The sequence below is a fragment of the Neorhizobium sp. NPDC001467 genome (assembly GCF_050275975.1).
Taxonomy (GTDB): Bacteria; Pseudomonadota; Alphaproteobacteria; order Rhizobiales; family Rhizobiaceae; genus Neorhizobium.
Genome location: NZ_JBNNPS010000001.1, coordinates 721,014 through 746,006 on the forward strand (window position 1 = coordinate 721,014; position 24,993 = coordinate 746,006).

Annotated in this window: 20 protein-coding genes; 12 read left to right on the forward strand and 8 right to left on the reverse strand. The window is 62.6% G+C overall.

Features of this window, described 5'->3' with window-relative positions; all coding sequences use genetic code 11:
* Nucleotides 1-60 precede the first annotated feature (60 nt).
* Nucleotides 61-3,657, forward strand: a complete 3,597-nt coding sequence (locus ACQKKX_RS03655; protein ID WP_427568909.1) for a DNA translocase FtsK — start codon at nucleotides 61-63, stop codon at nucleotides 3,655-3,657.
* A gap of 93 nt (nucleotides 3,658-3,750) precedes the next feature.
* Here ACQKKX_RS03655 and ACQKKX_RS03660 read toward each other — a convergent pair whose 3' ends face one another.
* Nucleotides 3,751-5,535, reverse strand: a complete 1,785-nt coding sequence (locus tag ACQKKX_RS03660) for a putative bifunctional diguanylate cyclase/phosphodiesterase (RefSeq protein WP_427568911.1) — start codon at nucleotides 5,533-5,535, stop codon at nucleotides 3,751-3,753.
* A gap of 151 nt (nucleotides 5,536-5,686) precedes the next feature.
* Here ACQKKX_RS03660 and ACQKKX_RS03665 point away from each other — a divergent pair, with 151 nt between their 5' ends.
* The gene (locus tag ACQKKX_RS03665) at nucleotides 5,687-5,977 is read left to right on the forward strand and encodes a hypothetical protein (protein ID WP_427568913.1); all 291 of its coding nucleotides are present in this window, start codon (nucleotides 5,687-5,689) and stop codon (nucleotides 5,975-5,977) included.
* 18 nt (nucleotides 5,978-5,995) lie between these two features.
* Nucleotides 5,996-6,985, forward strand: a complete 990-nt coding sequence (locus tag ACQKKX_RS03670; RefSeq protein ID WP_427568915.1) for an EAL domain-containing protein — start codon at nucleotides 5,996-5,998, stop codon at nucleotides 6,983-6,985.
* 404 nt (nucleotides 6,986-7,389) lie between these two features.
* Here the strand turns inward: ACQKKX_RS03670 and ACQKKX_RS03675 are convergent, their stop codons facing one another.
* The 4 genes from ACQKKX_RS03675 to ACQKKX_RS03690 all read right to left on the reverse strand — a co-directional run bounded on the left by ACQKKX_RS03675 (nucleotide 7,390) and on the right by ACQKKX_RS03690 (nucleotide 13,152).
* The gene (locus tag ACQKKX_RS03675) at nucleotides 7,390-8,613 is read right to left on the reverse strand and encodes an HlyD family type I secretion periplasmic adaptor subunit (protein ID WP_427568917.1); all 1,224 of its coding nucleotides are present in this window, start codon (nucleotides 8,611-8,613) and stop codon (nucleotides 7,390-7,392) included.
* A complete protein-coding gene (locus ACQKKX_RS03680) occupies nucleotides 8,610-11,135 on the reverse strand; it encodes a type I secretion system permease/ATPase (RefSeq protein WP_427568918.1) in 2,526 nt (841 codons plus the stop codon). The genes ACQKKX_RS03675 and ACQKKX_RS03680 overlap by 4 nt, the downstream gene beginning before the upstream one ends.
* Nucleotides 11,135-12,376: a TolC family outer membrane protein gene (locus ACQKKX_RS03685; RefSeq protein WP_427569342.1), complete on the reverse strand. Its 1,242-nt coding sequence runs from the start codon at nucleotides 12,374-12,376 to the stop codon at nucleotides 11,135-11,137. Before ACQKKX_RS03685 ends, ACQKKX_RS03680 begins: the two co-directional genes overlap by 1 nt.
* Before the next feature lie 599 nt (nucleotides 12,377-12,975).
* Entirely contained in the window at nucleotides 12,976-13,152 is a 177-nt protein-coding gene (locus ACQKKX_RS03690; protein WP_427568920.1) for a hypothetical protein, read from the reverse strand.
* A gap of 236 nt (nucleotides 13,153-13,388) precedes the next feature.
* Here ACQKKX_RS03690 and ACQKKX_RS03695 point away from each other — a divergent pair, with 236 nt between their 5' ends.
* Nucleotides 13,389-13,562, forward strand: coding sequence for a DUF1328 domain-containing protein (locus tag ACQKKX_RS03695; protein WP_427568922.1), 174 nt, complete (start codon nucleotides 13,389-13,391; stop codon nucleotides 13,560-13,562).
* 62 nt (nucleotides 13,563-13,624) lie between these two features.
* Here ACQKKX_RS03695 and ACQKKX_RS03700 read toward each other — a convergent pair whose 3' ends face one another.
* A complete protein-coding gene (locus tag ACQKKX_RS03700) occupies nucleotides 13,625-14,095 on the reverse strand; it encodes an Lrp/AsnC family transcriptional regulator (protein WP_427568924.1) in 471 nt (156 codons plus the stop codon).
* 140 nt (nucleotides 14,096-14,235) lie between these two features.
* Here ACQKKX_RS03700 and putA point away from each other — a divergent pair, with 140 nt between their 5' ends.
* Nucleotides 14,236-17,964, forward strand: a complete 3,729-nt coding sequence (gene putA, locus ACQKKX_RS03705; RefSeq protein WP_427568925.1) for a trifunctional transcriptional regulator/proline dehydrogenase/L-glutamate gamma-semialdehyde dehydrogenase — start codon at nucleotides 14,236-14,238, stop codon at nucleotides 17,962-17,964.
* 81 nt (nucleotides 17,965-18,045) lie between these two features.
* Here the strand turns inward: putA and ACQKKX_RS03710 are convergent, their stop codons facing one another.
* Nucleotides 18,046-18,171, reverse strand: coding sequence for a hypothetical protein (locus ACQKKX_RS03710; RefSeq protein WP_427568927.1), 126 nt, complete (start codon nucleotides 18,169-18,171; stop codon nucleotides 18,046-18,048).
* Nucleotides 18,172-18,422: 251 nt separating this feature from the next.
* Between ACQKKX_RS03710 and ACQKKX_RS03715 the strand changes: the two genes are divergently transcribed.
* The 7 genes from ACQKKX_RS03715 to ACQKKX_RS03745 all read left to right on the forward strand — a co-directional run bounded on the left by ACQKKX_RS03715 (nucleotide 18,423) and on the right by ACQKKX_RS03745 (nucleotide 24,312).
* Nucleotides 18,423-19,556, forward strand: a complete 1,134-nt coding sequence (locus ACQKKX_RS03715) for an ABC transporter ATP-binding protein (protein ID WP_427568928.1) — start codon at nucleotides 18,423-18,425, stop codon at nucleotides 19,554-19,556.
* Nucleotides 19,557-19,594: 38 nt separating this feature from the next.
* Entirely contained in the window at nucleotides 19,595-20,728 is a 1,134-nt protein-coding gene (locus tag ACQKKX_RS03720) for an extracellular solute-binding protein (RefSeq protein ID WP_427568930.1), read from the forward strand.
* A 161-nt stretch (nucleotides 20,729-20,889) separates the two neighbouring features.
* Nucleotides 20,890-21,711 carry an ABC transporter permease gene (locus tag ACQKKX_RS03725; protein ID WP_427568932.1) on the forward strand — a complete coding sequence of 274 codons (822 nt, stop codon included), beginning with the start codon at nucleotides 20,890-20,892 and terminating at the stop codon, nucleotides 21,709-21,711.
* Nucleotides 21,708-22,532, forward strand: coding sequence for an ABC transporter permease (locus ACQKKX_RS03730; protein WP_427568934.1), 825 nt, complete (start codon nucleotides 21,708-21,710; stop codon nucleotides 22,530-22,532). Before ACQKKX_RS03725 ends, ACQKKX_RS03730 begins: the two co-directional genes overlap by 4 nt.
* 7 nt (nucleotides 22,533-22,539) lie before the next feature.
* Entirely contained in the window at nucleotides 22,540-23,583 is a 1,044-nt protein-coding gene (locus tag ACQKKX_RS03735; protein ID WP_427568936.1) for a LacI family DNA-binding transcriptional regulator, read from the forward strand.
* Nucleotides 23,584-23,661: 78 nt separating this feature from the next.
* On the forward strand, nucleotides 23,662-23,985 hold the full coding sequence (locus ACQKKX_RS03740) for a hypothetical protein (RefSeq protein WP_427568938.1): 324 nt from the start codon (nucleotides 23,662-23,664) through the stop codon (nucleotides 23,983-23,985).
* 126 nt (nucleotides 23,986-24,111) lie between these two features.
* Nucleotides 24,112-24,312, forward strand: a complete 201-nt coding sequence (locus tag ACQKKX_RS03745) for a hypothetical protein (protein WP_427568939.1) — start codon at nucleotides 24,112-24,114, stop codon at nucleotides 24,310-24,312.
* Between the two features lie 84 nt (nucleotides 24,313-24,396).
* Here ACQKKX_RS03745 and ACQKKX_RS03750 read toward each other — a convergent pair whose 3' ends face one another.
* Complete coding sequence (locus tag ACQKKX_RS03750; RefSeq protein WP_427568941.1) at nucleotides 24,397-24,894, reverse strand: MgtC/SapB family protein; 498 nt, start codon at nucleotides 24,892-24,894, stop codon at nucleotides 24,397-24,399.
* Nucleotides 24,895-24,993: the final 99 nt, after the last annotated feature.

The window sequence follows — 24,993 nt, forward strand, 5'->3', positions numbered from 1 at the left end:
TTAACCTTTATTTTCTATCTCTAGTCCGTTCGTGCCACTCCTGTCCTTCGTTCGGTGCCCATGCAGTTTTCTCGTCATAATCATCCTCAGAACAACGAAAACGACATCGCCGCAGAGGGCGGATCGCAGAGCGTTGACGCCGCTCCGACGCCGTCTCTGGCCGAGCAGGAAACGGCCTATGCGGCCGCGCAGGCGCGCAAGGACCTTCTTGCCCGCATGCAGGCCCCCGTCCAGCTTTCGGCACAGGCGCGCAAAGCCGCAGCTTCGGCTTCAACCGCAGCTTCCGGCGAGGCGGCACGTCAGAAGGAGGACGAGGTCTGGCAGCAGGCCTTTCGTCTGGCGCCGAATGTGCGCTTCACCCGTACGCCGGAAGCCACGCTGTCCTTACGCCATGCGGATGCGCATGAGCCCGCAGCGGCGGCCATGCCGGATGCCTATGCGCAGCTTTCGATCGAGGGCGGCGGGGAGCACGCCGCCCGCAAGCTGGCTGCCGGGCCGGCCGTCGATGCTGCTGCCGGTGCCGAACGGCAGGCTGCCGACGCTGCCGCAGCTCGGGCCGCCGCGGCCGAAGCTTTTCGCAATTCTCTGCCCAGAACGGGGTCTCCGCTGATCGTGCCGCGGCGCGCGCCGGCGCCGGTCGCAGCACCGGCAGTGCCGATGCCGATGACGCCCATCAGCGGTCCGGTTTCGCAGATCCCTGCGCAAGCGCAGGTCCCGGCTCAGGCTCTGGCGCAGGCCGATGCGCAGCAGATGGTCGCCACCACTGCCGCCGTCGCGGTGCCGTCGATCCTGATGCCGGATGGTTTCGATGGCTATGTGGCGAGCGTGCCGCAGGCGCCGACCGTCCACCCGAAATTCTCGTCTAGCGGTCCGGTCGACACGATCGCCGGCTTGCAGCAACTGGCTGCCGCCATGCGTCGCGGTCTCGTGCAGACGATCCCGCAGCCGGCCGGTTCGCTGGCGGCAAACGATGTGGCGCCGGTGGCAGCACCGGCATGGAGTATCGCGCCGACGTCGGGCGTCGCTCAGACTGGTGGCGGTTCTCACGCGGTTTCGGCCGCGGTCGCCGCGCCGCAGGCTGCCGAAGCTTACGCACCCGCCGCCATGCAGGGGGCAGCCGCGCCCATTGCCGTTTCCGACTTCGCCTTCTGGGAAGTGATGCCTTTCGACATCGCCGATCCTTCGCAGAGCCGCGATGCGCTGGAAGGTCATCAGGTTGCCACGCCGGTGATAAAACCTGTCGCCGGTGCGCCGCTGCCGGTGATCGTCCAGACGCCGCCGCCTGCCAAGCCGGCGCTCGCCGCCGAAGTGCTCACACTGTTGAATTCCAAGCGCCGCTATGCGCCTGCCGGTTCGGTCGTGGCTCTCTACCGCGAAGTGGCCACCGCGAAACACGCACAGGCCCTGGCCGAACTGCCTTCGCTGCCTCCGCTTCTACAGGCCGCGTTGGAAGGGCCAATCCAGCATGCGACTCAGCCCACCGTACAGGCCGCGCAGACCGCCGCGATGTCGACATCGTCCACGATAACGCCGGCTGTTTCGCCAGTCGTTGCGACCGCAATGCTGTCTACGTCCGTGCCCGTGCCCGCCAATGAAGCGGCTCCAGCCTCGCTGCCGCTGGTCGCCAATGGGCATCCCATGATGAGCGCGTTGACGGCGGCGGCAATGGTGCAGCCGATCGCTGCGACCGAGGCTTTGCCGATGGCCGCGACCGGCGCTTTTCGTGCCGCGACCGCCTTCGCTCCACCGGCGCCGGTTGTTGCCGAACCGATGCCGGGTGCGACCGCCCTGCGTTTTGCCGCGGCAGCCACGTTCGGGACGTCTGTCTTCGGCACGGCCGCTTTTGGCGGGACGTCTTTCGCAAAGCCAGTGCCCGCCGCCGCACCGACCGTGGCTCCGGCGGAGGCTGCAACGGTGGTGCCGACATTCGCCGCCGTAGCGACCGTGCCTGCCATGGACCAGCCGGCGGTGATCACGGCGCCCGCGGCACCGGTCCCGCATGCGGTCGCCGAAGCCGTTGCCGCTCCGGTCTCCACGCCGAGCAATGTCACCATTACCGTTCCGGCCGCGACACCAGCCCGTGCGCAGACCGTGCGTCCGAGCCTTGCCGAATACGAGTTCCCGCCGATCGGCCTGTTGCAGGAGCCGCGCGGCGAGCGTGGCCAAGCCATGCAGCCCGATGCGCTGCAGCAGAGTGCCGGTCTGCTCGAAAGCATTCTGGAAGATTTTGGCGTCAAGGGCGAGATCATCGACGTGCGCCCAGGCCCGGTCGTCACGCTTTATGAGTTTGAGCCGGCTCCTGGCGTCAAGTCCTCGCGCGTCATCGGTCTCGCCGACGATATCGCCCGTTCGATGTCGGCGCTGTCGGCTCGCGTCGCCGTGGTACCCGGGCGCAACGTCATCGGCATTGAACTGCCGAATGCCGTGCGCGAAACCGTGTTCTTCCGCGAGTTGATCGAGTGCGAGGACTATTGGGAAACCAAGCACCGTCTGGCGCTTTGCCTCGGCAAGACGATCGGTGGCGAACCGGTGATCGCCGAGCTTGCCAAGATGCCGCATCTGCTTGTGGCCGGCACGACCGGCTCGGGCAAGTCGGTTGCCATCAACACGATGATTCTATCGCTCCTCTACCGGCTGCGCCCGGAAGAATGCCGCCTGATCATGATCGACCCGAAGATGCTGGAACTGTCCGTCTATGACGGCATCCCGCACCTGCTGACCCCTGTCGTCACCGACCCGAAGAAGGCCGTTCTGGCGCTGAAATGGGCCGTGCGCGAGATGGAAGACCGCTATCGCAAGATGTCGCGTCTCGCCGTCCGCAATATCGACGGCTACAACCAGCGTGCTGCCGCCGCCCGCGAGGCCGGCGAGGTGATCACCGTCAACGTGCAGGTCGGTTTCGACCGTCACAATGGCGAGATCGTCTACGAGGAACAGGAGATGGACCTCGCGCCGATGCCTTACATCGTCGTCATCATCGACGAGATGGCCGACCTGATGATGGTGGCCGGCAAGGAAATCGAAGGTGCCGTCCAGCGTCTGGCGCAAATGGCGCGTGCCGCCGGTATCCATGTGATCATGGCAACCCAGCGTCCCTCGGTCGATGTCATCACCGGCACGATCAAGGCCAACTTCCCGACGCGCATCTCCTTCCAGGTGACGTCGAAGATCGACAGCCGCACCATTCTGGGTGAACAGGGCGCCGAAAACCTGCTTGGCCAGGGCGACATGCTCCACATGGCTGGCGGTGGACGCATTTCGCGCGTGCACGGGCCCTTCGTCTCGGATGCCGAGGTCGAACATGTGGTCAAGCACCTGAAGGCGCAGGGCCGCCCCGAATATCTCGGCACCGTGACAGAGGACGAGGAAGAAGCCAGCGTCGAGGAAACGGGCGACGAAGCCGTGTTCGACAAGAGCAGCATGGGTTCGGAAGACGGCGGTGACGATCTTTACGAAAAGGCCGTCAAGGTCGTGCTCAAGGATCGCAAATGCTCGACCTCCTACATCCAGCGCCGCCTGTCGGTCGGCTATAACCGCGCCGCCTCGCTGGTGGAACGGATGGAGCAGGAAGGGCTGGTCGGCCCCGCCAACCATGTCGGCAAGCGCGAGATCATCGGTGACGGTCGCGGCGTCCCGTCAGGGAGCATGGACGACTGAGGTTTTTTACACACGCTGCAGTTTCGAAAAAAAAGGGTCCGCTTGCGGGCCCTTTGTCGTTTGGTATGGAAGCGGGTGGAAGGGGACGATCGGTCAGCCGCTGCTGGCCGATCTGCCTGAAGCGGAAGGGTTGTGTGGCGACAGGCGCTTGGCGACGGCCTCTGCCGGTTCCGGGCGACCGAAGTGATAGCCCTGGAACACATCGCAACCGAGCCGGCGGAGCGCCTCGGCATGCTGGCGTGTTTCGATCCCCTCGGCAACGACCCCGACCTTGAGCGTTTGGGCGATCTGGATGATCGATTTCAGGATGCGCCGCTGTTCGACTGAGACGACGACGTCCTTGACGAGATTGCGGTCGATTTTCAGCCGGTCCGGCCGGATTTTCACAAGCCCCAGCAGCGAGGCATGGCCGGAACCGAAATCGTCGAGTTCGATCTCGATGCCGAGGCTACGCAGGATACGAATGCGATCGAGAATCTCGTCTGAGGATTCGTCGAGGAAAATGGTCTCGACCAGCTCGAAGGCGATGCCGTGAAAATCGATATGCCGTCGTTCCAGTTCGGTCAGAAGTTCGGCATCGTGCAGTCTGGACGCGGAGACATTGACGGCGATCCGGGGAACGGACAAGCCTTGAGCGCGCCAGCGGGCGCGATCTTCCAGCACATGGTCGAGAACGGCGGCGTCGATCAGGTTCGAAAGGCCGGCTTCCTGGGCAACGGCAAGAAACGCGAAGGGCGACAGCAGGCCGCGGCTTGGATGGTTCCAGCGGACGAGGGCTTCGAGCCCGCAGATCGCGCCGGTGGCAGCATCGACCTGGACCTGGTAATGGGGCTGCACCTCGCGGCGGTCCAGCGCTTCCTGCAATTCCAGGGCCAGCGTCCGGCGCTCCGACAGTTCGTCCTGCAGGGCAGGGTCGAAAAAGGCGATACGGCTTCGGCCGAGCCGCTTGGCCTGATAGAGCGCCACGTCGGATTCGGTCAGAAGGTTGACGCTGCGATGCGCGTCGAGCGTATAGGCGATACCGATCGAGACGCCTGACCGCAGCATGTCGTTGCCAAATGCCACCGGTTCGCTCAGCGCCTTCTGGATCCGCCGTGCGATGGTCTCCAGCGCATCTGTCGAGGAAAAGTCGGTAAGGACAATGACGAATTCGTCACCGCCGGTGCGTGCGGCCACCGCCTCCTGCGGACAGGCGGCAATGATACGGGATGCGGCGACCCGCAGGACATGATCGCCGGCGGCATGGCCGTGGCTGTCGTTGATCTGCTTGAACCGGTCGAGATCAAGATGCAGCACGGCCAGCGACCGCAATTGGTCGTCCGCTTGCAGGGCGTGAAGCCGGGCGTCGAAAAAATGCCGGTTGGGCAGACCCGTCAGATAATCGTGCTGGGCGGCGTGTTCGATTTCGGCATAGCTGTCGGCCAGTTCGCGAGCGCGCTGTTCAAGCTGTACCTTGTGGTTCTGCAGGGTGTCATGCAGGGCAACATCCTCGGTCACGTCCCATTCGGCACCGATGACCGAGGGCTCGCCGGCATCGTTCAAATAATAATGGCCTCGCGAGCGCAGATGCCTGACCTCGCCATCAGGCAAAAGAATGCGAAACTGCGAATCGTAACGGCCGCGTTTGCCGATCGCCTTAGCGAAATCGTCGTTGGCGCGTTGTCGGTCGTCCGGGTGGATAGCGTTCTGCCAGGCGTCGGCAGATACTTGCCGGTCGGTGCGGCCTGTGCGGTAGATGCGGTGCATCTGTGCATCCCATACCAGTTCGTCGCGCGCCAGATTGTGCTCCCAAACGCCCATCTGAGACGCGTCGAGCGCCAGTTCCAGCCGGCGGATAAGATCATGGTAGTCGCTATTGGGGGATTGCACGTTTGCCACTGCTGTTCTCGACACTCCATCATATAGTAGGTATCGCTTATTAACGTAGGGTTTGCATCGAAAACCTTTCCTCGCCCGATCTTGCGGGGCGTAACATCGGCCACGCCCTGCGGGTTGGGGAGGGTGAGAGCAGTCCACGATGGGGGCTGCTATGCGCGGAACCAGTGATATCGTCATGTTCGTCGCCTTCGACCGGAACGCGCGCGGAGAAACGGTGCCCGCCTTTACGCCGCGCCAGGCCATGGATGAGGCGGAGGCCGTCCACGCCGTTGAAATTCTGGGCGGCAGGCATGCCGGCGCGGTTGCCTGGCGGCGCGAATCGAAGCCCATCATCTGCGAAATGGGCGAGCCGACCGTCGTTGCAGAGCGTGGCGCGATCGGGACTCCGCTTGTTTTTTTACCCTTTATTTACGCCTCTCGACATTTAGGTGTCTCTAAATGAGCCATTATAGAAATTTGCTTGGCCGTTTCGATTTTCGGGCTGGACTGCACGTTATGGCTGTGTTTACACTCCTGTCATGAGTTTGCGCCGTGCGGTTCTCGCGCGGTGGATGTAGTTGCACGAAGCACGAGACGAGAAACGGTAGTGTCTGATAAGGCCGGATTTCGACAATTATCCCTTCGTGTCCCGACGCATCTGAATACGGATTTGTCATCCGTCTTTGGACAAAGGTCGCCGCGCCCTGATGCCGGTCTCCGGCGGGGTGGCGTATCCAACGAGATCGTCAAGGGGTTGCCGCGGTTCGCGATGGCTTTTCAGCCGATCGCCGACACGATGACGGGCGCCGTATTTGCGCAGGAGGCTTTGGCGCGTGGGCGCGATGCAGAGGGTGCCGCTTCGGTTTTCGATAAGGTGCCTGCGGGCAAACGCCATCTCTTCGAAGCCGTGTGCCGCCAAAGGGCGCTGGAAGCGGTCAGCGAGATCGGCCTGGAGGATACCCGGCTCAGCCTCAATGTCTCCCCCGATGCCGTACTCGATCCCGATTTCGGGATTTGCGAGACGATCCGCGTGGCCCGCAGCCTCAACCTGCACGAACGTCAGTTGATTCTCGAGTTCACCGAACGGGAAAAGGCGGCCGACATGCGCGCCATCCGCGACCTGATCGTACCGTTCCGCAAACGCGGCATGATGGTGGCGCTCGACGATTTCGGTGCAGGCTATAACGGCATCCAGACCCTGCTCGACCTCAAACCCGACGTGGTCAAATTCGACATGGGGCTGATCAGCCGTATCGACACCTGCGAAATGCAGCAGACTTTGATCTCGAGCCTTGCGGAAGCCTGCAGCCGGCTCGACATCATCGTCGTGGCCGAGGGGGTGGAAACGCTGCCGCAGGCCCGCATGTTGCAATCGATAGGAATCGCGCTGATGCAGGGCTATCTCTTCGCCCGGCCCACGGTCGGCCTTCTGCCGGCGCCCGCCGCCGACATAATGGCGCGGCTGATGTAGAACTTTCTCGCCGGGTCTGGATTGGGCGCACCGTACCGTACCACGGCAATGACAGTCTCCCTGCGATATGTCGGTGCGATGTCAGCACATGGTCTGCGCGGAATGCGCGCCGCTTTTATCGCCTTACCCGACCTTGTGCCTGTCGCTGCGCCCTAAAAGTCGTGCGATCGTGCGCCTCGGCTGCATTCGACGCCTTCTGGCGGTCGAGTTGTTTTGCTGTGAAAGGGAGGGGGCGCTCGGGCGACGTGTGTCGGTTCTTTGCGTATCAGCCGGACCTATTCCAGGGCCGATTTCCCGGCATGCCGAGCGCGGCAAAGGTTCGAGCAGGAGGCGGCCCGGTCCGAAGGGCAACGTGTCCTCGACATCGTCCCCGACGCCGACAGGCGTGTCTGGCAAAAGCGCCGTCAGCGCTCCCGTAGAGCTTCGCTGGCCTTGTTGAAGGGCTTGACCAGATAGTCGAACACCGTCTTGGCACCGGTATGAATATCCACCGTCGCCACCATGCCCGGCACGATCGGAAACCGTTTGCCGGTGGCATTGATCAACGCGTCGGCCTCGGTCTCGATGAAGACGCGGTAATAATAGACCTCCGGATCCGCCTCGTCGCGCATCGTGTCGGGTGAAATCGTGGTGACCTTGCCTTTCAGGTCGCCGTAGACAGCATAGTCATAGGCCGTGATCTTGACGCTGGCATCCTGCCCGGGATGGATGAAGGCGATGTCGCGCGGCGCGATACGCGCCTCGATCAGAAGCTTGTCGTCGAGGGGCACGATCGCCATCAGCTTGCCATTGGGGGGAATGACGCCGCCAATGGTGGAGACCTCGATGTCCTTGACGATGCCGCGAACGGGCGAGCGGAGCGTCAGACGGGTAAGGGCATCCTTCTGCCCGCGAATGACAGCCGAGAGCGATTCCACCTCGGCGCTGGCCTTAGCCAGTTCCTCGCGCGCCTGCACCACATATTGCGCCTGCGTATCGACCTTCTTCATTTCCAGTTCGACCACCTGGCGGCGCAGCCGAAGTACCTCGACATTGCTGGCCGCGCCCATCGAGATCAGCCCGGTATTGATCGACAGTTCATCATTGAGAAGGACGAGCGACTCGGCGATCCATTTGAGCGTCTGCTCCAGGCTCTCGCGTCTGGCATTGTAGAGGTCGGTTTCGGCGCGGATCAGTTCTGGAAACTCGTCCAGTTCGGCCGGAAAGGTCAGCTCGGTCTGGTTGACCTCGGCGCGCAGACGCGCGCTGCTGGCAAGGGCGGCGCGATATTTTGCAGCACTTTCGCCGACCTCGGATTCCGTCACCGTGGGGTCGAGGCGGGCAAGAATCTGGCCCGGCCAGACGACCATGTCCTGGCGAACTTCCAGATCCGCCAGAATGCCGCCTTCGAGCGACTGGATGACCTGTTCGCGACTGGTCGGCACCACGCGGCCCGTGCCGCTCGATACTTCTTCCAGCAGGGCGAAATAGGCCCAGACGCAAGCTGCGATCAACAGTAGGAAGGCAAGCACGATGATGCGCGTTGATCGCACCAGCCGGGCATCGTCCGTCTCTCCGTAAATCCACGAGCGCTCTTCCTCGCCGAAATAACGATGAATGGTGACGTCTTCTCGTTTCCCATGTTTCATGCGAGCGGCTTTTGGCTGCGCTTGGCGCTGCTGCTGCGGCGCTTTGCAGGAACGGCTTCAGCAGTCTGTTTCGTCCTAGTTGCCCTGGTCGGGGCGCCGGTCGGCTCCGGCTCGAGCGTAATCGGCACAGGGGTGTTCCGTGCTGCGCTTTCCGCCGTTTTCGACGCTGCCTTTCGGGCCACGGTCGCGGTTGCGGATCGTGCCGGTGCCAATTCCGGGCCCGGCGGCGGCGGCTCCGGTGTCGCCGCCCGGGTGGCGGGCAGGGCGTCGGCGAGCGTATCCGTTGCGGTCGCAGCCGGCGCCGGCGTTGACGTCGTGGCTGCGGCAACGGGCCTTCGCGCGGTCGATGAAAGACGGCGCAAGGCGTTGTCCTTGCTGTCGTCAAGCGCGATCGCGCCGTTTTCGACGACGATCATCCGTTCGGCAAGGTCCAGCACGCGCATGCGGTGGGTGGCGATCACCACGGTCCGGCCTTCGCTCCATTGCGCGAACTGGCGAATGAAATTGCGCTCGGTCGTCTCGTCCATCGCGGCGGTGGGCTCGTCGAGCAGAATGACGTTCGGTTGGCGGATGATGAGACGGGCGAGAAGCAGCGCCTGGCGCTGGCCGCCGGACAGGCCGAGCCCGCCCTCCAGCAGGACGTGCTCAAGACCCTTGGGGAGCTTGCGGATGAACTCGTCGGCCCCCACCATGTTGAGCGCGCCAAGAATCTCTTCAGCCGATGCGTGCGGCGTGCCGAGCGTGATGTTCTCGCGGATCGTGCCGTAAAACAGCCGGGCATTCTGGGTGAGAAGGCCGACATCACGGCGCACATCGGCCGGATCGATCTGCGGCAGAGAGACCGCTTCGAGCAGAACCTCGCCGGAACTCGCCTCAAGAAGCCCTGACATGGCCTGCAACAGCGTCGATTTGCCGGCTCCGTTCTTGCCGAGCACGCAAATATGCTCGCCCGGCCGGATGATGAGGTCGCGGACGTTGAGTGCAGGAACACCCTCGGGGCCATATCGGAAGACGGCCGATTTCATCCGGTAATCGCCGCGAATGCGGGGCAGGTGGACGCGGCTTTCCTCATCCGGGTGATCGACCGGCAGGCGCATCAACTCGTCAAGGCTGCGCATGGCGACACGCGCATGCTGCAGGCGCGTGAGGATCTGGGCGATCTGCGCCATCGGCGCGATCATCCGCGAACCGAGCATGGAGGCGCCGACCAGTGCCCCGGTCGTCATGTCGCCGGCGATGACCATGGGTGCGCCGACGAAGATGATGACGGCGTAGACCGCCGTCTGCACGCTGCTTGACCAGGTATTGAGCGTATTGGCGAGATCGCGCGAGCGGATTTGCGCTTCGCCGGTGACGAGATTGAAATGGTTCCACTGCTGCTGGAAGCGTTCTTCGGCCTGCAGCGTTTTGATATCCTCGACGCCTTGTACTGCCTCGACCAGCATGGCGTTGCGCAGCGAGGATTCGCGCATTGCCTCGCTGGCATGGATGCGGATCTTGCGCTGCGCCACAAGGCCGGGAACGACCATGGCGATGATGGCAGCGATCGGCACGAGCACGATCATGCCGCCGATGAACCAAAACAGCACGAGGAAGAGCAACACGAAGGGCAGGTCGGCAAGCGCTGCGATCGTGGTGGATGTCAGAAGCTCGCGCACCTGTTCGAGATCACGCAACTGCGCGATGAACGTGCCGGTCGAGGTGGGGCGGGCACTGTTCTTCACACGCAGAGCATGACCGAACACGCGGTCGGAAATGCGCAGGTCGGCGCGCTTGCCGAGCAGATCCACTACGCCCGTGCGCAGTCGGCGCATCAGGAAATCGAAGCCGATGGCGAGCAGTACGCCGCTGAACAGGACATAGAGCGTCGGATAGGACTGGGCGGGAATGACGCGGTCATAGACCTGCATGGAAAACAGGATGCCGACCATGCCCAGAACATTGGCGACGAAGGAAGCGAGCATGACGTGGCCATAGGGCCGCATGTCCCGCAGGACGATGCCGCGCAGCCAGTTCTTGCGGTAGGGCTTGATATAGGCGTCGACACGCTGGTCGGGCACGGCACGCGCAGGCCGGGGAATGAGCAGGCGCTCAACCTTGCCCTCAAGTGCATCCAGCGGCATCGGCGTTTCCAGGCCGCGGTCGCCGCTGAACGCAATGCTGGCCGCATCCTTGCCGAGCGCGGTCAGGACGCCGATCCTGCCGTCGCTCAATTGCAGCACCACCGGCAGGTTCCAGCTCGACAGAGTGGCGCTGCTATCGCCGAACTTGACCTGCAGACCCATCTGGCGGGCGATGTTGCGGATCATTTCCGGTTCGTGGCTGAGCGCGTCCCACTCGGCGGCGTGGCGCACGCGCTCGATCGATGTCGGCAGGCGGTAATGCCGGGCCACATGCTGCAGCGCTTCAAGCCAGGGTTCGAAATGCAGGCTGCCCAGGGATTTCAGTGCCTCCGTCTCGCGCCCGCCCGTCGGCGCTTCAACGGACTCGTCCCTCGTTTGCGATGGTGCCTGCATATTCATTACAAACTCACTCCGCGAACCACTTTACCATCAAGGCCGAAGGCCTTGCGCGCCATGCCCGAATTGAACAGGCAGTCTGCATCCAGTTTTCTGAGGTCATGCTCGGTGTTGACGGCGTCGAAGCGGGCTGCATGCAGTTCCTGTTCGGCATTCAGGAGATCAAGCAGGGTGCGGGTGCCGAGCTGCACGTATTGTTCGCGGTACAGATCGCGGGTTTCGATCATCATGCCGTTACGTGCGGCAAGCGAGCCAAGAAGCTGCTGGAGGCCGCTCACCTGTCCGCGCGCCTCGTTGAGGCTGCGGCCGGCTTCGAACCGCGCCGCCTGGGCAGAGGCTTCGGCAGCTTTGAGCGCATAATCGGCGGCATCGCGCCGCGCCGCATTGGCGCCGCCCTCGTAAAGATTGCCGACGAGATTGAGGCCGACGGTAAAATCGGGATTGTCGACACGCGAATAGCTGGGCGAGCCGGCCACGTCGTAGCTGCCATCGGCCTGAAGCTGCAGGGTGGGATAGATTTCCGATCGGCTGAGCGCCAGCCGTGCGGCGGCCTCGCGCTTGCCGGCCTCGGCTTGCAGGATGCCGGGCACTTGCTGCCAGTCGGGCTCGGCCATGTCACAGGCCTTCGACAGCGTCGCGGAGCGGCCCGATGACAGAGCGACCTTGCCATTGACGCCGGCCAGTGCTGACAGCGTGCTTTCCCAGCGGCTGAGGGTCGAGGATATTTCCATGATCTGCGAGCGCGCGGCCTGCACGCGGGCTTCGGCCTGCACCTTGTCGGAACGGGTGCTGGCGCCGCTGTCGGTGCGCTGCGTCACCAGTTTGGCGATATCCGAGACACCGGTAACCTGGTCTCTCGCGACCGCCATTAGAGCTCGGTAGCGCTGTACTTCGATGACGGCATAGGTCGTATCGCGCACAACGGTATCGACCGCCTCAAGCATTTCTGCGCGGCTGACCTCTTCGCCAGCCTTTTCCGCTTCTACCGAATTGGCGACCTTGCCGAAATCATAGACCATCTGAGACAGCTGCAATGTGGCGCGCGGGCGAAAACCGCCATCGGAACCGTTGCCATAGCCGGAATTCAGCCCCCCCTGAATACGGGGATAATAACCCGCACGGGCAACGTTGATCTCCTGCGCGCTCTCTCCGACACGGCCGGCGGAGGCGGTGATCGACGGATGCCAGGCAACCGCGCGCAACACCGCGTCCTCCAGCGATCCCTTTTTCGCAGGCGACGCAATTTGGCGCGTCTGGCCTGCCGCCGCAGACCCGCTTTGCTGCTGGTCGGTGCGTAATGCGGCCTCCTTTGACGGCAAGGGTGAAAGAGGGCCACGATGAACGGAGCCCTTGCCGATCTTATCCCCCGTTTCCGCGTCCGCAGACGGGGTGAGGTTTGTACATGAAGTCAAAGTCCAACATCCAAGCAATACAAGAGCAGTCGGCCGTTCCCAAAGCCGTCGTAGCATTCGCCCTCCATCACGCGCATCATGCGCGGATCATCATGACCGGCGAAGGGATAGGCCGGTCGTACCTGCGTTCGCCGAAGCAAACCCCCATTTCCGGCGGGGCCCCAAGACAGAAAAGGATGCCCACGCCGCTCGCTCGTCGAAGCCGATGACGGATTCGCGTCTTCAGTATCGCTAATATTGATAGCTTGTGCGAGGGTAATCTTGCTACCAGTTGTTGTTCCCGCGAAATGATTCCAGCCGGTGTGGCCGTGGGGACCCTGTAGCCTGGGGTTATGGGCCTGCCGGCGGGAAAACCGGCGTTGTCGGCGGCTCACTGCCCGCTGCGGCCCGGTCTGGACAGGTAAGTTTTTCAAAGCCTGAGGAATAAGCATCTATTGCAGGTTCCGTTCATCATGCGCGCCGATGATGGCGCGACGCAGGAGGTCCTCGTCATGAAGACCGGTCTGAAAAAGCTGGATGGCGAGCGCGGCAAGACGGACGGCCTCCGGTTCGCGGATCGATAGCCCAAGAATGCCGAGCGAGCCCAGGAAGGCGCGTTCGACAAGCATTATGTCCGGCGGCGACAGGGGCGGTTTGGCAATGGTCTGTGGACTCGTTTCGATCGTAGTCACCCCGCTGTGCAGTGTGCTGCATTCAATATTAAAACATTATTATGTTATCAATCTTGGGCTTGGATCAAGTCGCACCGGTCGCCATGGTTCACGAGGAATGAAGAATTGCAGGCAGCGGAACCTACAGCTCCGTTCGGCCGTTGTCGGGCCGTTGTTCACCAGGGACGAAATCCATGCTGAAATGGGCGCTTATTTTTCTTGTGATCTCGCTGGTCGCCGGTTTTCTCGGCTTTTCCGGCGTTTCGGCGGCGGCAGCCGGAATCGCGAAGATCCTGTTCTACATCTTCCTCGTCATCTTCCTGATCTTCGTCGTGCTGGCGCTGATGGCCGGCAACGCGATCCTGTGACGTAAGACAGACGTTGGGGTAGACTGACCGTCATCACGCGATGGCGGTCTTTGTGACCAGGTTCAGAACCCCTTGTCCTTGACGGACTGCATGACCACGAAGGTCGAGGTACTGGCGACATGGGGCAGGGCGGAAATCTTTTCGCCGAGCACGAGGCGATAGCGGCGAATGTCGGCGGTCCGCACCTTGAGCAGATAGTCAAAGGAACCGGCGATCATGTGGCACTCTTCCACCTCGCGCAGTTTCTTGACCGCCGTATTGAATTCGTCGAGCGCCTTTTCGCGGGTGTCGGACAGCTTGACCTCGGCAAAGGCGATGTGATCGAGCCCGAATTTCTGCGGGTTCAGCGTGGCGCGGAAACCCGTGATATACCCCTCGTCGAGCAATCGCCTGAGGCGCATCTGGCAGGGTGTCTTGGAAAGGCCGACCTTTTGGGAAAGATCGGTGATCGACATGCGGCCGTCATCGGCCAGCGCATCCACGATTTTGCGGTCGAAGGCGTCGAGTTCACTTGGTAGGGCGGCTTTTGCCATGCGTTTTGACTTCCAGATGGCCTGATAAAAGACGAAAACACCAGAAACCGGCCATATTCAAGTCCGCATGGGGATTCCGCAACATGATATTCAGCAGGAAAGCGACCCGCGCGCGGTCGCAGCCCAATGAGGATTTCGCCATGGCAGACAGACTGGAACAGGCAGCCGCCCCGGCCGCTACGGAAACGACGCAGATGGACCTTCCCTTCCAGCCGGTTTTCGAAGATTTTGCGCCTGCCGTCAGCGAGAAGACGCCGCTTCGCGCCGCCATCACCGCAGCTTATCGCCGTAGCGAACCGGAATGCGTGGCGCCGCTGCTGGAGGCGGCAAGCCTGCCGGAGGATCTGGGCGTCAAGGCGAAGAATACCGCGAGAAAACTGATTACGGCACTGCGCGCCAAACACCGCGGCTCTGGGGTCGAAGGGTTGGTTCAGGAATATTCACTATCGAGCCAGGAAGGCGTGGCGCTGATGTGCCTCGCCGAAGCGCTGCTGCGCATCCCCGACACGGCGACGCGCGACGCGCTGATCCGCGACAAGATTTCGGATGGGGACTGGAAGTCGCATGTCGGCGGCGGACGTTCGCTGTTCGTCAATGCCGCGACTTGGGGTCTTGTCGTCACCGGCAAGCTGACCGCCACCGTCAACGACCGCTCTCTGTCCGCAGCGCTCACGCGCCTGATTGCCCGCTGCGGTGAACCGGTGATCCGCCGCGGCGTGGACATGGCGATGCGCATGATGGGCGAGCAGTTCGTGACCGGCGAGACGATCGCCGAAGCGCTGAAGCGCTCGAAGGCGATGGAAGAGAAGGGCTTTGCCTATTCCTACGACATGCTTGGCGAGGCCGCGACCACGGCTGCGGATGCCCAGCGCTATTACCGCGATTACGAGACAGCCATCCATGCGATCGGCAAGGCCTCGGCCGGGCGTGGAATTTATGAAGGTCCGGGCATCTCGATCAAGCTGTCGGCGCTGCATCCGCGTTATGTTCGTGCGCAGGCTTCTCGCGTGATGGAAGAGCTGCTGCCGAAGGTGAAGGCACTGGCGGCGATCGCGAAGTCCTACAATATCGGCCTCAACATCGACGCCGAAGAGGCCGACCGGCTGGAGCTTTCGCTCGATCTGCTGGAAAGTCTCTGCCTCGATGCGGATCTGGCCGGATGGGACGGGATCGGTTTCGTGGTGCAGGCCTATGGCAAGCGCTGCCCTTTCGTACTCGATTTCATCATCGACCTGGCGCGCCGCTCGAAACACCGGATCATGGTGCGGCTGGTCAAGGGCGCCTATTGGGACGCCGAGATCAAGCGGGCGCAGCTCGATGGTCTGGACGGCTTTCCCGTCTTCACCCGCAAGGTGCACACCGACATTTCCTATATCGCCTGCGCGAAAAAGCTGCTCGCGGCGACGGACCACGTCTTCCCGCAATTCGCCACCCATAACGCCCAGTCGCTGGCAACGATATACCATCTGGCAGGGCCGGATTTCCATATCGGCAAATACGAGTTCCAATGCCTGCATGGCATGGGCGAACCGCTTTACGAGGAAGTCGTCGGCGCCAAGAACCTCGGTCGGCCGGCACGCATCTATGCGCCGGTCGGGACGCATGAGACATTGCTTGCCTATCTGGTGCGCCGCCTTCTCGAAAATGGCGCCAATTCCTCCTTCGTCAACCGCATCGGCGACCCGCTCGTCTCCGTCGATGATCTGATTGCTGATCCGGTGGAGATCGTGAAAGCCATGGTCGAGCCGGGCGCAGGTCACGACAAGATCGCGCTGCCCGCCGATCTCTTCGGCGCCGCGCGGACGAATTCGGCCGGCATCGATCTTTCCAACGAGGATGTGCTGACTGCCGTGTCTGCGGCCGTGAAGCAGGGTGCTTCGATGGAATGGCGCGCCGTGCCACAACTGATCGGTGCCGAGGCGTCCGGTTCGCCGCAGCCGGTGCGCAATCCGGGCGATCATCGCGACACCGTTGGCACGGTCGTCGAGGCCAGCGAGAACGAGGCACGTGAGGCGGTGGCGCGGGCCGCTGCTTCCGCCGCAGGCTGGGCAGCCGTTTCACCCGTTGAGCGCGCCGAATGCCTGGAACGGGCGGCAGACCTGATGCAGGCCGAAATGCCGGGCCTGCTCGGCCTCATCATGCGCGAGGCAGGCAAATCCATGCCGAACGCCATTGCCGAAGTGCGCGAGGCGATCGATTTTCTACGCTATTACGCCCAGCAGACCCGTCGCACGCTTGGGCCGGCGCATGCGCCGCTCGGACCGATCGTCTGCATCAGCCCGTGGAATTTTCCGCTGGCGATCTTCACCGGTCAGGTGGCCGCCGCTCTCGTGGCCGGCAATCCGGTTCTGGCCAAGCCCGCGGAAGAAACTCCGCTGATCGCTGCCGAAGGCGTGCGTATTCTGCGCGAGGCCGGTATTCCGCTCGACGCGCTGCAATTCCTGCCGGGTGACGGGAAGATCGGTGCAGCACTGGTCGGTTCGCCAGAGGTTGCCGGCGTGATGTTTACCGGCTCGACGGACGTGGCGCGGCTGATCCAGAAACAGCTGGCCGACCGCGTGTCGGCCGCTGGCCGGCCAATCCCGCTGATTGCCGAAACCGGTGGCCAGAACGCCATGATCGTCGATTCCTCCGCGCTTGCCGAACAGGTGGTCGCCGACGTCATTGCTTCCGCCTTCGACAGCGCCGGTCAGCGATGCTCGGCTCTACGCGTGCTCTGCCTGCAGGAGGATGTCGCCGAGCGTATTCTGGCGATGTTGAAGGGCGCTCTGCACGAGCTCAACATCGGCCGCACCGACAGGCTTTCTGCCGATATCGGTCCGGTCATCACGGCGGAAGCCAGGGAGACGATCGAGGCACACATCGCGGCGATGCGTGAACTGGGCCACAAGGTGGAACAGATCGCGCTCGATGAGGCGACCAAGGCGGGTACGTTCGTGGCCCCCACGATCATCGAATTGCCGTCGCTTGCTGATCTCAAACGCGAGGTGTTCGGGCCGGTGCTGCATGTGATTCGTTACCGGCGCGCCGATCTCGACAGGCTGATCGACGAGATCAACGGCACCGGTTACGGCCTGACGTTCGGCCTGCACACGCGGCTCGACGAAACCATCGCGCATGTGACTAGCCGCGTGAAGGCCGGCAATCTCTACGTCAACCGCAACGTCATCGGTGCCGTCGTCGGGGTACAGCCCTTCGGCGGTCGCGGTCTTTCCGGCACAGGGCCGAAAGCGGGCGGCCCGCTTTACCTCGGCCGTCTGGTCGGCGTGCCGCCGGTGCCGCCGCAGCTGAGTTCGGTTCATCGCGACGAAGCAACCGCCGATTTCGCCCGCTTCCTCGACGAACGGGGCGAAGGCGACGCCGCCGAAGTGGTGCGCACGCTGGCGGCGACGTCGGCGCTGGGGCTGGAGCAGGAAATGCCGGGTCCTGTCGGCGAGCGTAATCTCTACGGTCTGCATCCGCGTGGTCGCATCCTGCTTCTGCCGCAAACGAAGGGCGGGTTGTTCTGGCAGCTCGGCGCGGCGCTCGCGACCGGCAATAGTGTGGTTATCGACGAGGCAAGCGGACTGCGCGAGGCGCTGTCCGGCCTGCCAATCTCGGTTTCCGCACGCATCACCTGGGCGAAGGATTGGGCCGGGCAGGGACCTTATGCCGGTGCGCTGGTGGAAGGCGATAGTGAGCGGTTGAAGACCGTGAACGCGGCGATTGCCGACATGCCGGGGCCGCTGGTTCTGGTGCAGTCGGCGACGACTGAAGCGCTCATCGCCGATCCGGAAGCCTATTGCCTCAACTGGCTTCTGGAAGAGGTGTCGATCTCCACCAATACGGCAGCAGCGGGCGGCAATGCCAGCCTGATGTCGATCGGATAGTCTTCAGCGGGACTGCGCAAAAGAAAGGCCGCGCGGGAAATCGCTGCGGCCTTTTTTCATGTCGCGGCTCTTCGCGCGACCCTAGTTGCCGACGCCGGCCATCTGTTCCGGCGTTGCCATGATTTCGTTGCCCAGAGTGTTGTCGGCATATTTCAGCCCGAGAATGCCCAGCACCGATGCGACCATGATCACGAATACGATCCGCATGTCAAAACTCCTTGATGCCCGACAAACGAAGATGTCGCAGTGAAAGTTCCCGTTGCGCTGGGGGCCATTATCTTCCTGAGCGGACGATGTTGTGGCGCTGCACCAGGCAGGCTTTGACCAATACGAACAGCGCTCATTCCCGATTCGGCCTCGAGGGAAAGATAATCCCACGCAGGTGTCATCCGCTTGTAAAAATAACGCCCTAAAGACACGTCGATGTTGATTGCACGCCTGTGCAATAGGGGTAGACGATGGGTAATGATGCGTTTCTTCAACTGCGCGGTTTGGAAAGCCACTATGGCAAGACGCAGGTCCTGAAGGATATCGATCTGACGATCCGCAAGGGTGAATTCGTCGCGTTGCTGGGCTCTTCGGGTTGCGGCAAGACGACGCTTCTGCGCATCATCGCAGGCTTCCTTTCGCCCTCCGCTGGTCAGGTCAGCGTCGGGGGCCGCGATATTACCCGCCATCAGCCCGACAAGCGCGGCATGGCGCTGGTTTTTCAGTCCTATGCGCTCTGGCCGCACATGACCGTTGGCCAGAATATCGGTTACGGGCTTAAGCTGCGCGGTATTCGTCGCGACGAGATTGCCCGTCGCGTTTCCGATCTGGCCGTCATGCTCGGGCTGACCGGGCTGGAGGGCCGCAAGCCGGCCAACCTGTCTGGCGGCCAGCGGCAGCGCGTGGCACTTGGCCGGGCGCTCGCCATCGATCCCGAAATCCTGCTTCTCGACGAGCCCCTGTCGAACCTCGACGCGCGGATCCGCTTGAGCGTCCGCCATGAGTTGCGGGCCCTGCAGAAACGGCTCGGCATCACCGCCGTCCACGTCACCCACGACCGCGAAGAGGCCATGGTGATGGCTGATCGCATCGTCATTCTAGACGGTGGCCGGATCGCCCAGCAGGGAGCACCGGAGGAGGTCTATAACCGTCCGGTTTCCTCCTTTGTCGCAGCCTTCATGGGTGCGGAAAACCTTGTTCATCTCAATGGCGTTCGCGATGGCGACGATTTCGTGCTGCAGCCGGGTGCCGCGGGCGAGGGCGGTCGTGTCCAGGTGGCGGGGCGGGGCCTCGCAAGCGGTGCCGTCGAGGCGCGCTTCCGGCCGGAGGCTGTTCGGCTGACGGATATCGATAGGCCTGCGACCGAACCCGGCGGGCGCTTCTTCGGGGAGGTCATGGCCGTCTCCTATCCGGGCGGCCAGTGGCGCCACGTCATCAAGGTCGGCGATCGCGAGATCATGGCGGATGCGGAGCGTGCGTTCACGCCCGGCCAGCCGGTCGCGGTGTTCGTGCCGGCCGCAGCACTCTTCCTGTTCAATTCGCCTTGCGGCGACCCCGTTTCCCGTACCGGCCTTTCCCCGGAGACGGCGAAAAATCAAGCCTGACCTTATCATCGTTTCGACTTCAATCTCTGGAGAGACCCATGAAGAGATTTTCCTACGCCGCCATCGCCGTCACGCTCGCGGCCTTTCCGGTCAAGGCCGCCGAACTGACGGTGGCCACCGCCGGCGACCAGAACATGGTCGATTACATCAACCAGTATCTCGGCCCGCTGTTTGAAAAGACCTATCCGGGCAACACAGTCCGCGCCGTCGGCACCGGCCCCGGCGATGCCGGCTCCCAGAAACTCCTGGAGCGTTTTGACGCCCAGGCTGCCGCCAAGGCTGAAAAATGGGATGTCGACGTTGCCGTCGTCCACGAAAAATTCGTTGGTCCGATGGTCACCAAGGCCTATCTTGCGAACTACCGCAGCGACATCGAAACCGGCAAGCTGGTGACCCGCGACAACGCCAAGATGGCGCTCGGCACCAATGTCGACGGTTATGTCATGCCGATGTTCAACAGCCAGACGGCGATTGCCTACAATCCGGACCTCGTGCCGAACCCGCCGAAATCCTATAAGGAGCTGGCAGACTGGGCAAAGGCCCATCCGAAACAGTTCGGCTATAACGGCATCAAGGGCGGCGCTTCGGGCGTGTCCTTCGTCATGGGCTGGATCTACGCTTTTGGCGATAGCGATGCCAACACGCTGATGAACGGCCCGTTCAATGCCGACGACACCAAGAAGTGGGACGGCGCCTTCAAGAGCCTTGCCGACTTTACCACCAATGCAACGCTGACGCCGGGCAATGCCGGCACGCTCGACCTTCTGTCGCGCGGCGAAATCGCCATGGGTCCGGTCTGGGTCGACATGTTCTATTCCTGGCAGGCCAGCGGCCAGCTGCCGCCGACCATGAAGCTGGTTCTGCCGGCTCCGGGCATGCCGGGCCAGCCGATGCATTACGTCATCCCGGAAAAGACTGCCCAGAAGGATCTGGCCGAGAAATTCGTGGCGCTTGCCACCAGCCCGAAGGTTCAGGCCGAAGGCATCGTCAAGCGCTTCAACTGGTATCCGGGCATCGATGCCGACAAGGTCAAGGCCGAACTCGACGACGCCACCTGGAACAAGCTGTTCGTCGATATCTCGCCGGCGGATCTCGCCGAAAAGGGTAAGCCTTTCCCGATTGCTCCGTACAACTCGGCGATCCTTGAGGCCTACGAGAAGTCGGTGAAGTAACAGTTGTTACGGCCGCGACAAGCACCTGCCTTTCACCCTCTCCCCGAACGCGGGGAGAGGGCCCATCGCGGCGGAAAGTGCCGGCCGGCGGATGAGCGGCGAACTCCCAGTGCCTCGGCCATCCGGTCGATGAAAACAAACAAGCTCCAGTAAGCGACCCCATGTCCAGACGTCTCCTTGGCCTCCTTCTCGTCCTGCCAGCGCTGGCGGTGATCGCGCTTCTCTTCATCCTGCCGCTGATCATGTCGGCGATCGGCGCGTTTCAGGTCGATGGTTCTTATGGCTTGGGCAATTTTTCGAAGGCCTTCGATCTCTACACGAAGGATATCATCTTCACCGTCGTCATCGTGTCGCTGTCGACCGTGCTGATCGGTCTCGCCTCGATCGCCATCGGCGGCTACCTGACGCTGGGCAACAACCCGGTCGCCGTCTCTATCCTGCGCTTTCTCTATCGCTGGCCGATGTTCATTCCCTTCATCGTCGTCGGGCAATTGATGCGGACCTTCCTTGCCAAGAACGGCATGATGAACAATACCGCCGTCAGCCTGGGGCTGATGACGCCGATGGAGACGATGAGCATTCTCGACTGGCGCGGCATCGTTTTCGCCTTCGTGTGGAAACAGACGCCGTTCGTGGCGCTTCTGGTCGCGGGCGCCATGGCGTCGCTCAATCGCGACACGATCGAGGCGGCGCGCAATCTCGGCGCATCGAACCTGCGTGTGCTTTTCGAAATCATCGTGCCGCAGGTGACCGTGACGCTGACTGTCGGCCTGATCCTCTCCTTCGTCACCATGATGTCGGTTCTCTCCGTCCCGCTGATGATCAATGCCCAGTCTCCCACCATGCTGACCGCCGACATCGCCTTCCGCGTCAATGCCTATGGCGATTACGGCGTCGCCAATGCGCTTGGGCTGATCTCGCTCGTGCTCGCGTCGTCGGTCGCGTGGATCTATCTCCGCATCAGCCTGAAGGAGCGGGCATGACCACGTTGCGCAAAAATCTGTCCGCCCTCTGGTGGGTGCCGCGCGGCATCATCTTCGGGCTGCTGGCCTTTTTCATCTTCGGCCCGCTGTTCAACATGCTGCTCTGGACCGTGACGGAGAAATGGTATTTTCCCCATACGTTTCCGCTCGAATACGGTTTCGGCTCCTGGGCAAAGGTTTTTGCACCGCGCGGCGGCGCGCTTGAATCGCTCGGCAATTCGCTGGTGGTGGCGCTGCTGACGGTGGCGGTCGCGCTGGCACTGGCGATCCCCGCCGGTTATGCGCTGGCGCGGCTGAAACTGCCGCTCAGGGGCGTCATCCTGCTCGCCTTCCTGATCCCGCAGGCGTTTCCGAACCTGACGGTCTATGTCAATATCGCCCGCATCTTCTACGAGATCGGACTTAACGGTACGATCCCCGGCGTGGTTCTGGTGCATGTCTCGCACGGCCTCGTGTATGCCGTATGGATCGCCACCGCCGCCTTTTCCGCGATCGATCCGGAACTGGAGCAGGCGGCGCGCAATATCGGTGCCGGGCCCATGCGCACTTTTCACGACGTGACGCTGCCGCTGGCCGCACCCGGCTTGATGGCCAGTGCCATTTTCGTTTTCCTCGAAAGCCTCGATGAATTCACCGGCAGCTTTTTCGTCGGCGCGCCCGATGTCAACATGCTGCCGCTGCTTCTCTACACGACCGCTTCCGGCGGCAATTACCAGATCGCTTCCATCACTGCTCTTCTCCTTCTCGTGCCCTCGCTGGTGTTCATGCTGGTAGTGGAGCGCTTCTTGAAAGCCGATGTGCTGTCGCGCGTTGGACAATGAGGTTGTTATGACCGAAGACGCCAAGAATGCCGGACGCATGCGCTTCGTCAGTGCCCAGCAAGTGGCGGAACTGGCCGGTGTTTCCCGTTCGGCCGTGTCGCGCACCTTTACCCAGGGGGCAAGCGTCGCGCCCGCAACCCGCGAAAAGGTGCTAACGGCGGCAAAGGCGCTGGGTTATCACGTCAATGATCTCGCGCGCGGCGTGCTCAACAACCAGAGCAGGCTGGTGGGGATCGTCGCGATGAAGCCGGAACTCGGGTTTCGCGCACATCTGACTGCAGCCCTTGCCAAGGCGCTGATAAGACGCGGCAGTATTCCCATCCTCATCAATACCGGACAGACGGAAGACGAGTTGCTGGCAGCCCAGAAGATGCTCATCGGTCACCGTGCGGAAGCGACGATCGTTCTGTCCGGTTCGCCACCGGCGGCGTTTTTCGAGGAAGCGCAGCGCAACGGACAGCCGCTGGTGATGATCGGCCGCTCGGAAGCCGATGCCGACCATGTGCGCGCCGGCAATGCCGAAGCATCGGGTGTCGCGGCCCAGGCGTTTGCCAAGGCCGGACGCCGCTATCTCGCGGTGGCTACATCTTCCTCCGGTACGCCCGCCATTCGTGAGCGCGAGACGGCTTTTGTGCAGGTGGCGCAGGCGGCGGGCTGTCTCACCGTGGTCGCGGAAGGCGGCAAGGAATCGGACTACATGACGGGCCTTTCGGCCGCCCGAAAACTGTTTGCTGGAAGCGATCACCCCGACGCGGTGTTCTGCGCCAACGATCTCATCGCTTTCGGCGTGATCGACCATCTGCGCGGGGAGCGGGATCTGCGGGTGCCGCAGGACGTGGCGGTGATCGGTTTCGACGACGTGCCGGAAGCGGCCTGGCTGAGCTACAGGCTGACGACCTTCCGGCAGGACCCGCTTGTAATGGCCGACCGTGCCGTGGACCTTCTGCAACGGCGCCTCGACAATCCCGGCGAACCGCCGTTTCAAGAGCGTGTCATCCCCGAATTGGTGGTGCGCGACAGTTTCTGGCCTGTTCTTGGGGCGGACGGGTAAGGCGGGCCGCAAGTTTCGGTCAGGCAATGGCGGGGTAACACGGTTTCCAGATACCCGAATCTGTCCTGACGGAGCCCCATGCAAAGCGCAAACCAGAAATATCGTGTCTCGGCCGCCGACGCCATCGTTGCGGAACTGATGACAGCCGCGGAGGCTATCGACGCCGTCAAGCCGCATCAACGCCGAATATTGGTGGCAAGGGCTGCGGCAGCGATCGAGACACAGCGGCAATTGCTCGACATCAGTGCCAGGGATGCATCGCTGCCGACCGGGATCGTGTCCGATCTCGATATGTTGCGTCGGGAAGGGGCGAGCCTGCCGGATCCGCTGGCGGCGCGTGTTCTGCGTCAGGTGGCCGACGAAATCCGTCGCCTGGCCGGTCTCGTCAAACACGCGATCTGACATTTGCGTCAGCTCGACCACGTGACATGCTTCCGTTAAATTTCATGGTTAATTTGTTAAGGCTCACAGGGGAGTGTGGGAACCGAACCGCGCAAGGCGCGTTCAAGACAGCACACGGGAGACACCATGATGTTCTTTAACAAGCCTGCCATCGCCGAGACCGCCACAGACGACATGTTCGCTACCGGCACCTTCGCCGACGGATTGTTGCAGCTGACAGAAAAGGAACTGGCCGAGTTTGCCCGCAAGGACTTTTCCGGCGCGTCCTTCCTGCGTGACTATGGCGCGCGGCGCCGTGTTTCTGAGTGCCGGATCGGGCAAATCTGATCCCTCTCAGCTTTCAGGTTTTCGAAGGCGTCTGCCGCTCGCGGCAGGCGCCTTTGTCGTTTGACGAGGCTTGATGGTGCAGGCTCATTCTTGGCTGGCATCATCCTTGATGCCAAGCGCGGTTTCGCTGCGGCGCACCAGCCACAGCACGATGATGCCGGCGATGGTGGCAAGAACAGCGATCAGCCACAGGCCCAGCCCGACGCTGAGGCCGATGGCGCCCGAAAGCCACATGCTGGCGCCGGTCGTCAGTCCCTGTACCGAACCGCGCGTGAAGACGACCACACCGGCCGCAAGGAAGGCGATGCCTCCCGTGACCGCTTCGATCAGGCGGATCGGGTCCATGCGCACCACGTCATCGGATGGGGCAAGACTGCCGATGAAGTGCAGGGCCACCAGTGTGAAGATCGTGACCGACAGGCCGATCAGCATGTTGGTGCGCAGGCCTGCCATGTTCTTGTTGATCCGTCGTTCGAGACCGATCAGTCCGCACAGGATCATGGCGCCGAACATGCGCGTGAGGAGGATCAGCGCCGGAACCGGGCCGTCATGCGAGAACTCTTCGGCAAGCGCCTGCAGCATCTTCGTTTCTTCCGATTGAGGTCGGGGGAGAACACGGCGGAAAGACCAAGGTTCCGTAACGTCAGGCGGGGAAGGGTGCGGCATGCTCGAGGTCCCCTA